This window comes from Cobetia sp. MMG027, from assembly GCF_027947415.1.
Classification (GTDB): domain Bacteria; phylum Pseudomonadota; class Gammaproteobacteria; order Pseudomonadales; family Halomonadaceae; genus Cobetia; species Cobetia marina.
This window is the reverse complement of sequence record NZ_JAQJIO010000005.1, coordinates 151032-162437: the sequence shown is the minus strand read 5'-3', so window position 1 is coordinate 162437 and position 11406 is coordinate 151032. Positions and strand designations below refer to the sequence as shown.

General features: G+C 64.4%; 8 protein-coding genes and 1 other RNA gene. 1 reads left to right on the top strand and 8 read right to left on the bottom strand.

The window, feature by feature from the left end; all coding sequences use genetic code 11:
* Positions 1-3: 3 nt before the first annotated feature.
* From mraY to rsmI, 8 genes are all read right to left on the bottom strand, one after another.
* Positions 4-1086 carry a phospho-N-acetylmuramoyl-pentapeptide-transferase gene (gene mraY / locus PJK54_RS08210; RefSeq protein ID WP_077371680.1) on the bottom strand — a complete coding sequence of 361 codons (1083 nt, stop codon included), beginning with the start codon at positions 1084-1086 and terminating at the stop codon, positions 4-6.
* Positions 1087-1095: 9 nt separating this feature from the next.
* A complete protein-coding gene (locus PJK54_RS08205; RefSeq protein WP_084209212.1) occupies positions 1096-2535 on the bottom strand; it encodes a UDP-N-acetylmuramoyl-tripeptide--D-alanyl-D-alanine ligase in 1440 nt (479 codons plus the stop codon).
* Positions 2532-4046, bottom strand: a complete 1515-nt coding sequence (locus tag PJK54_RS08200) for a UDP-N-acetylmuramoyl-L-alanyl-D-glutamate--2,6-diaminopimelate ligase (protein ID WP_442870675.1) — start codon at positions 4044-4046, stop codon at positions 2532-2534. The genes PJK54_RS08205 and PJK54_RS08200 overlap by 4 nt, the downstream gene beginning before the upstream one ends.
* Before the next feature lie 205 nt (positions 4047-4251).
* On the bottom strand, positions 4252-5913 hold the full coding sequence (locus PJK54_RS08195) for a peptidoglycan D,D-transpeptidase FtsI family protein (protein WP_077371671.1): 1662 nt from the start codon (positions 5911-5913) through the stop codon (positions 4252-4254).
* A 140-nt stretch (positions 5914-6053) separates the two neighbouring features.
* A complete protein-coding gene (gene ftsL, locus PJK54_RS08190; protein WP_077371668.1) occupies positions 6054-6377 on the bottom strand; it encodes a cell division protein FtsL in 324 nt (107 codons plus the stop codon).
* Between the two features lie 327 nt (positions 6378-6704).
* Positions 6705-7655, bottom strand: a complete 951-nt coding sequence (gene rsmH, locus PJK54_RS08185) for a 16S rRNA (cytosine(1402)-N(4))-methyltransferase RsmH (protein WP_077371665.1) — start codon at positions 7653-7655, stop codon at positions 6705-6707.
* Between the two features lie 305 nt (positions 7656-7960).
* Positions 7961-8313: RNase P RNA component class A (gene rnpB / locus PJK54_RS08180), an RNA gene on the bottom strand.
* 116 nt (positions 8314-8429) lie between these two features.
* Positions 8430-9302 carry a 16S rRNA (cytidine(1402)-2'-O)-methyltransferase gene (gene rsmI, locus PJK54_RS08175; protein ID WP_271302616.1) on the bottom strand — a complete coding sequence of 291 codons (873 nt, stop codon included), beginning with the start codon at positions 9300-9302 and terminating at the stop codon, positions 8430-8432.
* A gap of 201 nt (positions 9303-9503) precedes the next feature.
* Between rsmI and PJK54_RS08170 the strand changes: the two genes are divergently transcribed.
* Positions 9504-11405 carry a penicillin-binding protein activator gene (locus tag PJK54_RS08170; protein WP_271302615.1) on the top strand — a complete coding sequence of 634 codons (1902 nt, stop codon included), beginning with the start codon at positions 9504-9506 and terminating at the stop codon, positions 11403-11405.
* The last annotated feature ends 1 nt before the right edge of the window (position 11406 follow it).

Below are 11406 nucleotides of genomic sequence, written 5' to 3'. Positions count from 1 at the left end.
TCCTCAGCGAACCTTGAGTGTGGCCAGGCCAAGCAGCACCAGCACGACGGTGATGATCCAGAAGCGCACGATGACGCGCGGCTCCGGCCAGCCCTTGAGTTCGAAGTGGTGATGCAGCGGCGCCATGCGGAAGATGCGTCGTCCGGTCAGCTTGTAGGAGCCGACCTGCAGGATGACCGAGACGGTCTCCATCACGAAGACGCCCCCCATGATGAACAGCACGATTTCCTGACGCACGATGACCGCGACCACGCCCAGTGCCGCACCGAGAGCCAAGGCGCCCACATCGCCCATGAAGACCTGGGCGGGATAGGTGTTGAACCACAGAAAACCCAGGCCGGCGCCCGCGATGGTGGCACAGAACACCGCCAGCTCGCCGGAACCGGCAATGAACGGAATGTGCAGATACTCCGCGAACTTCAGGTTGCCCGAGGCGTAGGCGAAGATCGCAAGCCCCATGGCCACCAGCACGGTCGGCATGATCGCCAGCCCATCGAGGCCATCGGTCAGATTGACGGCATTGGAGCTGCCGACGATCACGAAATAGGTCAGCACCATGTAGAAGATGCCCAGCGGGATGACGACATCCTTGAAGAACGGCACCAGCAGTGCTGTCTCGGCAGGCGTGGAAGCCGTCAGGTACAGCACCACGGCCGCCCCGATGCCCACCACCGACTGCCAGAAATACTTCCAGCGCGCCGGCAGGCCACGGGGATTCTTCTCCACCACCTTGCGGTAGTCATCCACCCAGCCGACCGCACCGAAGCCCAATGTGACCGCCAGCACCACCCAGACATACAGATTGGTCAGGTCGCCCCACAGCAGGGTCGAGACGGCCATCGACAGCAGGATCATCACGCCGCCCATGGTCGGCGTACCGGCCTTGGACAGGTGGGACTGAGGGCCATCATCACGCACGGCCTGGCCGATCTGGCCATCCACCAGCTTGCGGATGACCCAGGGGCCGAGCCACAGGCACAGCAACAAGGCCGTCAGCGTGGCCAGCACCACACGCAGGGTCAGATAATTGAAAACCGTAAAGGCGCCATTGAATTGGGCCAGAAACTCAGCAAGCAGCAGCAGCATGACTCACATTCACCTTGATGCGTCGACCTTGAGCGCGGCAACGACATGTTCCATGCCTGCGCTACGAGACCCCTTGACCAGAACACTGGCCCCGGTGGGTAGATGGGTACGGGCGTAAGCTTCAAGCTCCGCCCGCTCCTTGAAATGCATGCCACCTGCGCCGAAGGCCTCGGCAGTCGCTCTGGCCTTCTCACCACAGGTGGCAACGAAATCGATACCGAGCTTGCGGGCGTAGGCGCCCACCTCGGCGTGCAGCCGCTCGGCGTCCTCGCCCAGCTCGCCCATGGCGCCCATCAGGCACCAGCGCGGAGCAGGAAGGCTCGCCAACAGCTCCAGCGCGGCCAGCATGGCCCCAGGGTTGGCGTTGTAGCTGTCATCGAGCAGACGAGCCCCATTGTGTCCTTCCACGACCCCCAGGCGACCCGGAACGCTCTCGGCGCTCTCGAGCCCCTCGATGACCAGCTGGCTGTCCACGCCCAGCGCCAGACAGGCAGCGGCTGCCGCCAACGCATTGGCGACATTGTGCCGACCCAGCAGGGCAAGCTGGACCCGCCCCAGCGAGTGGCCGTCAAACGTCAGTTCGAAAGCATAACGCCCGAGCTCATCCGCGCCTAGCTTGCGTGCCTGCAGGCGTGCCGAACTCTCCGCCAGGTCCGCGACGCTGAAGTCGATGATATCCACCGCCTGCCCCGTCACTGCCAGCGCCTGCCAGAGCGTGAAATAGACATCATCACGATTGAGTACCGCCACCGGACGGCGCCCCCCCAGCGGACTGAGTCCGGCAAGAATCTCGCCCTTGGCCTGGGCGATCTGCCCCATGCCACCGAATTCCCCGACGTGAGCACCGGTGACATTGGTGATGACCGCCACCTGTGGGCGTGCCAGCGCGGTGGTCCAGGCGATCTCACCGAGATGATTGGCGCCCAGCTCGACGACGCCATGCTGATGCGCATCGTTCAGGCGCAGCAGCGTCATCGGCAGACCATAGTCATTGTTGAGGTTGCCCTGTGTGGCAAGGCTCTCGGCGTCGAAGCGCGCGGCATCACGCACCAGGATGGCATGCACCAGTCCCTTGACGCTGGTCTTGCCGCTGTTGCCGGTCACGGCGATCAACGGCCGCCCCCAGGCTCGCCGACGTGCCGCCGCCAGCAGACCGAAGGCGAGCCGCGTGTCAGGCACCACGATCTGCGGCAACGGGTCATCCACCGGATGCTCGACCAGCGCCGCGATCGCGCCATTGTCACGAGCCTGAGCCAGGAAGTCATGGGCATCGAAACGCTCGCCCTTCAGCGCCACGAAAAGCGGCGACCGCTGGCTGGACAGCTTGCGGGTATCCGTCTCGATGGCCCCCAATGACCGGCCGACCAGCGCCGAAGGCAGCCGAGCCGAGAGCAGCTGAGCCACCTCATCGAAGCACTCCAGCCCAGGAGACTGCACTGACGCACTCATGCGTCGCTCTCCAGACCTTCCTGAGTGGAGAGCGCACGACGCTCGAGCGCCGCCACCGCATGTGCGACATCCGAGAACGGCAGACGCTCGCCCGCCACTTCCTGATAATCCTCGTGGCCCTTGCCGGCGATGAGAATCACGTCATGTTCGCCTGCATCACGGATGACCTGGGCGATGGCCTCGGCGCGCCCGGCGATTTCCCGGGCGCGCTCCCGGGCCTGGATGCCATCCATCAACTGCTGACGAATGACAGCGGCCTCTTCACTGCGCGGGTTGTCATCGGTGATGACGACGCGATCGGCGCCCTGCTCGGCGGCCGTCGCCATCAGCGGGCGCTTGCCGGTGTCGCGATCACCGCCACAGCCGAGCACGCACCACAGGCGCGCATCATCACGCGCCGGCAGATGGGCACGCAGTGCCGTCAGCGCGGTCTCGACCGCCTCCGGGGTGTGGGCATAGTCCACCACCACCACGGGCGCGCCCTCGCGGGTCAGGCGCTGCATGCGTCCCGGCACCGGCGTCAGACGCGGTGCCGCCGCGAACAGGTCCGCCAGCGAATGGCCGAGACCATGCAGGATCAGCATCGCCAGCAAGGCATTGTCGAGGTTGAAGCGCCCCATCAGATTGAGGCCGAGCTCACGCTCACCGTCAGGTGTCGCGATCACGGCCACCTGCCCCAGCGGCTCGGGGAAGACGTCCAGCACGCGCAGGGTGGCCACCTCGTCACGCCCCATCGCCAACACGCGCACACCGCGCTGCATGCCGGCCAGCATCAGACGCGCCAGCGCATCATCGGCATTGAGCACCGCCAGCTTGAGTTCCGGTCGCTTGAAGAGCTTGGCCTTGGCCGCGGCATAGGCCGCCATGCTGCCGTGGTAATCCAGATGATCACGCGACAGATTGGTATAGCCCGCCACCGTGAAGCGGCAGCCGTTGACACGGTCCTGGTCCAGCGCATGGGAAGAGACTTCCATCGCGACCAGTTCCGCACCGGCCATGCTCAGGCCCTTGAGCGCCGACTGGACGGCGAGTGCATCCGGCGTGGTGCGCTCACCGGCGACCAGCGCGCCAGGGCGGCCGATCCCCAGCGTGCCGATCATGCCGGAGGGGATGCCGAGCGCCTCGGCAAACTCGGCAATGTAATGGGTCACGGAGGACTTGCCGTTGGTGCCGGTCACGCCGACCAGCGTCAGTGACTCCGGCACGCCAAAGGCCTGTCGTCCCAGCTCGCCGAGCTGCGCGCCGAGCCCCTCGAGCCAGACGACACACTCGTCTGCGTGAGACTCAGACGAGGCTTCCCCCTCGGAAGACTGCTGTGCCACTACCAGCGCCGCGCCCTTCTCGAGGGCGGAGGCAATGTAATCGCGACCATCGCTGCCGATACCGGGTACCGCGATGAACAGCGACCCCGGCGTCACGTGGCGACTGTCGATCGTCAGATGCCAGTCGTCTTGCGCCATCACGAGTGCGGTCAGGCGACTATCGCTGAACACGCCGGGCCACAGCGCCATGAGCGCGCCAAGCAGCTCGCTGGCTGTCGCCAGTGGCCGTGCCAGAAATTCGCCCAGCGGCTCTGCCGAGGCCTGCTCGGCCAGATCTTGCGATGAAGTCATGCTGGAAGACCTTCCTTGTTGCTGAAGCTGGGACGTATTCGCTACACGAAAGAAATGGATGTCACGCGCCGTCTCCGGCATGCATGGCGGCAGATGTCACCGCTCACTCGCCGACGGCGCTGTCAGGTGGCACATCCAGAAGACGCAGCGCCTTGCCGACCACGCGACCGAACACCGGCGCCGCGACTAGGCCCCCGTAGTATTCCTCGCCCTTGGGATTCTCGATCATCACCACGGTCACGATGCGCGGGTCGGACACCGGCGCAATGCCGGCGAACAAGGAGCGATAGGCCGTCTTCTGATAGCCACCGGAGGTCACCTTACGCACCGTACCCGTCTTGCCCGCGATACGGTAGCCCTCGACCACGGCACGCTTGGCGGGACCATTGGGCTGGACGATCTTCTCCATCATCCCGAGCAGGGCATGGGAATTCTCGGGCGAGATGATCTGATCCCCCACCGGCGGGGTATTCACCTTGAGCAGCGACGGCGCCAGCCGGCGACCATCATTGGCCAGTGCGGTATAGGCGCTGGCCAGCTGCAAGGCCGAGACACTGATCCCGTACCCGTAGGACATGGAGGCCCGCTTGCTGCGCGACCAGTTGGTCGGGGCCGGCAGAACGCCCGTCGTCTCGCCCGGGAAGCCGGTGCCCGGTGCCTGCCCCAGACCCAGCTCATAATAGCGATTCCATACCGCGTCATCCTCGAGGCTCAGCGCCATGCGGCTCATGCCGATGTTGGAGGAGTGATAGAGAATGCCGGCCATGTCGAGCTTGCCGTAATTGCGGAAATCGCGAATCGTGAAGCGGTCGACCCGCATGTAACCCGGCGTAGTGTCGATCACCGAGTCCGGCTGATACTTGCCGGAGGCCAGACCTGCACTCATCGCCAGAGGCTTCATGACCGAGCCCGGCTCGAAGGCATCGGTGATCGCACGGTTGCGCAGACCGGCAGGGTCAAGCCCCGCACGATTGTTGGGGTTGTAGGACTTCTGATTGACCATCGCCAGCACTTCTCCCGTGCGCGCGTCCATCATCACCAGGGTGCCACCGTCGGCACGGTGCTCGGCCACGGCGGCCTTCAGCTCACGGTAGGCCATGTACTGAAGACGCAGGTCGATGGAGAGGGTCAAATCACCACCAGGCTTGGCTTCGCTGATCAGGTGCAGGTCACGCACCAGGCGTCCCTTACGGTCCTTGAGCACGCGACGCTTGCCCGGCGTACCGGAGAGGTAGGAATTGTAGGCAAGCTCAAGCCCCTCCTGGCCCTTGTCATCGACATTGGTCACGCCGACCAGCTGTGCGGAGACCTCGCCCGAGGGGTAGTAACGCTTGTATTCCTGCTTGTGGTGGACACCCGGAACATCCAGGTCGATGGCGGGTTGCGCCTGAGGAGGGGTCATCTGACGCTTGATGTACATGAAGCCCTTGCCGGCATCACGATATTGGCGCACACGGCGGATCAGGTCGTCAGGCTGCTGGCCGAGCGCGCGTGCCAGCAGTGACAGGCGCACCGGATCATCCGGCACCAGACGCGGGTCCGCCCACAGCGTGATGACCGGCGTCGAGATGGCCAGCGGCTCGCCACTGCGATCGGTGATCATGCCACGGTGCGCGTTGATGCTGTCGACGCGCAGGGTGCGCGCATCCCCTTGATCCTGCAGGAACTGCTGATCGAAGAGCTGCAGATAGCCGATACGCCCCACCAGGGCCAGGAGCCCTGCGAACACGATACCCAGCATGATGCGATAGCGGGCGGACCCCATGGGCCCACGCGCACTCTTGCGTGCCCCGGCGGCGGCAGAACCAGCCGTCTTGCCGCGACTGGCCGCGCCGGGTGGCGCAGTGCGTGCGCCGCGGGAGCGAGGGGCCTTGGGGTCCGAGGAAGGAGGTCGACGTGTGGCCATCAGCGAATGACCTCGACATCATGGACATCCGGTACGCGCATCTCGAGACGCTCGGTACTGATGCTCTCGATACGCGCAGGGGCGGACCAGGCACTTTCCTCAAGCAGCAGACGCCCCCAGCGAGCACGCGCATCATCACGCGCCGCCTCGAGCTTCTGGAGTTGCGCGTATTGGCCGCGCGAGAGATGGGAGCTAACGACGACAGCAGCGGCGGATCCCAGCAGGCAGATCATCAGCACCACGAAGCACAGATGACGCCAACGCATCTGGAACCTGATCGGCCAGTTCCCTCTCCAGCTGCCCTGCTGCTTGCGTCCCGCCATGCTGACTCCCTTATCACTCTGAACGCGGTGATCTGCACCACGATTTATCCCTGCGGGACGACCCGTCAATCCATGCATGTCAGGCATACAACACCCGATGGCTGACGGCTTGTCCTGTTCATCGCCGCAACATGCCGGCCACTCATCACTCGTGATGACCAGCGGTACCATCAGGCGACGACCGGCGCATTATGTCAGCTTGTGGCGTTGGTCGTTAAGCGTTGCGAGGCACCGACACACATGTCGCACAACGCTACGTCCCCTTGCGAGCGCGCCTGCCAAAAGGCAGGCGCTGGGATGACCACGATACACGCCACGAACCGGGCGTTATTTCAGCTTCTCGGCGATGCGCATCACGGCGCTGCGTGAGCGTACGTTCGCCTGCACCTCGCTTTCGGAGGCCTTCTGAGCCTTGCCGACCAGCTTGAGGCGCTTGTTGAGCTGATCTTCGCGAATGGGCATGCCACGCGGCGCCTGATCGCCACGCGCCTTGTCGCGCATGAAGCGTTTGACGATACGGTCTTCCAGCGAATGGAAGCTGATCACCACCAGCCTCCCCCCCGGTTTCAGGGCTTCCAGGCCAGCATCCAGGGCGCGGGTCAACTCATCCAGCTCGCCGTTGACATGGATGCGGATCGCCTGGAAGACACGCGTCGCCGGGTGCTTGTGCTTCTCCCAGTTGGGATGCGCGTCCTTGATCAGGCTGGCGAAGTCACCGGTCCGCGTGATGGGACGCTCGGCGCGGCGCTCGACCACCGCACGTGCGAGACGCTTGGCATAGCGCTCCTCACCATAGGTCTTGAAGACCCACGCCATGTCCTCGGCACTGGCACGTGACAACCACTCAGCGGCACTCTCGCCACTGGTGGGGTCCATGCGCATGTCCAGCGGACCATCATTCATGAAGCTGAAGCCACGCTCGGCATCATCCAGCTGCGGCGAGGACACGCCGATATCCAGCAGAATGCCATCGAGCTGACCATGCACGCCTTCCCGCTCGGCATATTCGCCCAGGCGGGCAAATTCACCGGCGTGAATGGAAAAACGGGAATCCTCGATGGTGGCGGCTTCCGCCAATGCCTGGGGGTCGCGATCACAGGCGATCAGACGTCCACCGTCATCGAGACGCGACAGGATCAGGCGTGAGTGACCGCCGCGCCCGAAAGTACCGTCGAAATAGACACCGGAGACGTCCTGAATCAGCCCATCCACCGCGCCATCGAGCATGACACTGACATGCGCGAAGCGATCCGCAGCTTCGGATTCGGCGGCTGACATGGCAGCGGCTGATTCGGGAACGGAGGGAGCGCTGGGCTTGGACATGACGAAATTCGAGACCTTGGCACGCGTTGCGGGCAGTAAAGGCGGACGCCAGTCGTCTGGCGGTAGACCGCAGGAAAGCAGAGACATTCGCATGATTATCGATGGCACAATCGACAACCGGCGCCGGTCACGACTTCATGTCCGCCGCCATTGCAAATGGCCAGCCACGGAGCACGGAGCGGACGGCGCCGGTCATGCGGTGTCACATGTCAGCCCTGAACTGCGCGTTTCGCATCACAGGGCTGACATCTTCAATATTAGGCGGGAGACGGCCGATAAGCCGGGTCTTGTCGTGGACAGTCATTCATCTAGGCCCTGAATCACTTCAGGGCTCAAGCAACCAACCCGCCCCCACTGCGGGCAGCAGCATAGGGGGCCTATTTGGTCTTGCTCCAGGTGGGGTTTACCTCGCCGCGAACTGTTACCAGACGCGCGGTGCGCTCTTACCGCACCCTTTCACCCTTACCGGCCAGCCGAAGCTGACGTAGGCGGTCTTCTCTCTGCTGCACTTGCCGTCGGCTCACGCCGCCCAGACGTTATCTGGCACCTTGCCCTATGGAGCCCGGACTTTCCTCCCCCAGCTCACGCTGGCGGCGACTGTCTGGCCATCTCCCAAGCGCGCAAGACTATCAGTGTCACATCGTTTCCACAAGCTGGCGCTGCAGTGCACCTGGCCCGGAGGAACGCCGAAAAGCCAGACATGCCAAGCACTTGGAAAACACCTCTCGCTTACGCTTCTCGTGGTTCCGCCGCATCCTTCAGGGCTTGTGCCTTGGCATACCAGGCCTTCTTGCGCCCGCCGACCAGACGAGTGGCAATCGCCGCCATCTGCTTGACGCCGACCCCCTCTTCCCACAGCACCTTGAGAAGCGCATCACCCTCGACGCTGGCAGCCTCGTCGCCCTCACGTGCCGGAGCCCCTTCGATCATGACCACGAATTCACCGCGCGTCTGATCGCCATCCGCCTCCATCATCGCCAGCAGCTCAGCAGCCGTCCCGTCCAGGAAGGTCTCGAAGGTCTTGGTCAGCTCACGTGCCAACACGACTCGGCGCGCCCCGAGAACGTCGTGGATATCCTTCAACAACGCCTGGATACGGTGAGGCGACTCATAAAGCACATGCGTCGCGCTATCCTCACGCAGTGTCGTGAGGCGCGCCTGACGTGGTCCACCCTTGTGAGCGAGAAACCCCTCGAAAGTGAAGCGATCCGTCGGCAGGCCAGCAGCGCTGAGCGCGGTAATCAACGCGCAGGGGCCGGGAAGCGGGACTACCTTGAAGCCGCGCTCCCGCAGCGCCCGCACCACGATGAAGCCGGGATCGGAGATCAGCGGCGTCCCGGCGTCGGAGACCAGCGCGACACGCCGCCCCGCCTCCAGGGCCTCGCACAGCTGATCGACCCGCCCGCGCTCATTGTGGTCATGCAGTGACATCATGGGGACTTCCAGCCCCAGATGGCGCAGCAGACGGGCACTGTGGCGGGTGTCCTCAGCCGCGATCAGATCCACTTCGCCCAGCACCCGCGCGGCACGTGGGCTGAGGTCATCGAGGTTACCAATCGGCGTGGCGACCACGTACAATACGCCTTCAGAAGACTCAGACATTCAATGCTTCGACTCGTTGAACTCAGTGGTAGATATGGACGTCAGAGACAGCCGAGTGGCCTGACCACCTGCGGCAGACATGCCCGCACGAGCAGCCACTCCGAGACCCGTCTCATTCGTCATTGCAGTATTCATCCGTCATTACAGCAGCGGCGACGCGGGCCACGGCCTCCTCGCCCATCAGCCAAGGGACCGTCGTACATGGGCCAGACATGGAATCGTGCGCCTGACAACGTGCTGCGCACTGCGTCAACCATTCGGCACAAGAGCTTGCGCCTCCCACGCACCAGCCTGCGCGGACTGGCCGGCATGGCCATCGCGGCACTGCTGCTGGCCGGGTGTGCCGGGCAGTCCTCCCGTCCCAGCGGACCGGGGGCGGACGCGCTGCTGGCTCAAGCGGAGCAACAACAGGGCCAACAGGCCGCCGGCACCCGACTGCAGGCCGCCGATATCCTAGCACGCAGCGGCGACAACGCGCAGGCGATCACCATCACCTCGGACATCGACCCCGCGAGTCTGGAACCCCAGCAACGCGTGCAATGGGCCCTGTTGCTGTCGCGCATCGCCCTCGAGCAGCAGGATGGCTGGAACACGATACTCGCCACGTCCGTGCTGGAAGACGACATCACGATGTCCAGCGACGATCAGCGCACGCTGCGCAAGCGTCGCGGCCTGGCGCTCGGCATGGTCGGCGAACCTCTGGCCAGTGCCCAGACGCTGATTGCCCTGCAGGCGGACACTGATGACCTCAGCATCAATGACACCCTGTGGGAACAGCTCACGCGCCTGTCTCCCAGCCAGCTCGGCGAGCTGGCCAGCGCCAACGTCATTGCCAGCGGCTGGACGGACCTGCTGCGCCTGCAGCGGCGCTTCGGCGGCAACATCGACCAGATGTTCTCCGCCATCAACGACTGGGCGGATGCCAATCCGCAGCATCCGGCCGCACGCCAGATGCCGCAGGGCATCCTCGATCTGCGCGAGCTCTCCGGCCAGGAAGTCCGCAAGATCGCGGTCTTCCTTCCGCAGTCCGGCCCATTAAAGCGTATCGCGCAGGCAATTCGTGAGGGCATCGAGGCACGCCATCGCAGCGCCATCGACAATGCCGAAGCCACGCCGCAGCTGAGCTTCTTCGATACCTCAAGCGCCGATCTCAAGACATTGTATGCCCGCGCGACCATGGAGGGAGCTCAGGTCGTGCTTGGCCCGCTGGACAAGCAGCTGGTTAGCCAGCTCGAGACCCAGAGCAGCCTGCCGCTGCCGACCCTGGCCCTCAATTACGGCACCCATGAGCGCAATCAGGCCGACAACCTCTTCCAGTACGGCCTGTCCGCCGAAGACGAAGCGCGCCAGGTCGCACTGCGCGCTTCACTTGACGGTCATCGTGGTGCCGCGGCCATGATTCCCGACAATGCCTGGGGTCAGCGCGTCTACAGCGCCTTCCGTGATCGCTTCGAGCAGGAAGGTGGCGACATCGTTTCCATCGAGCGCTACAACCCCAAGGGCCCGGTCAGTGAAGCGGTCAAGGATCTGCTCTCCGTCTCCAGCCAGGATCAGGCGCGCATGAAATCCGCCAAGAAATCCGGCAGCAAGTATGGCCGCGCCCACTCCGGCAACATCGACATGATCTTCCTGCTGGCGCTGCCAAGCTACGCTCGTCAGGTGCCGCCGATGCTGGACTTCTACTACGCAGGCAACCTGCCGATCTACGGCACCTCACACCTTTACGAAGGCTCCCCCCAGCCCGCTCAGGATGGCGACCTCAATGGCGTCAATTTCGTCGACATCCCCTGGGAGGTGCCGCAGGCCTCCTCCGGCGGCAAGGCCACTCTGCCGGAAGCCGATACCTATCGCGCCCTGTCGGATGCCTCTCCGCGCATGCTCAAGCTCAATGCCATGGGCGTCGATGCCTATCGCCTGGCACAGCGCGTTCCGCTGATGCTGGCCGGTGCCGGCGGGGAACTCTTCGGAGCGACCGGCAGTCTATTCCCGCGTCATGATGGACGCATCGAACGCACGCTGCCGTGGGCGGAGTTCAGAGGCGGCGTACCACGCCCGCCGCTGAAAGGCGCCAGCAACCGCACCGTCGAAGCCTACACGCCCTGAC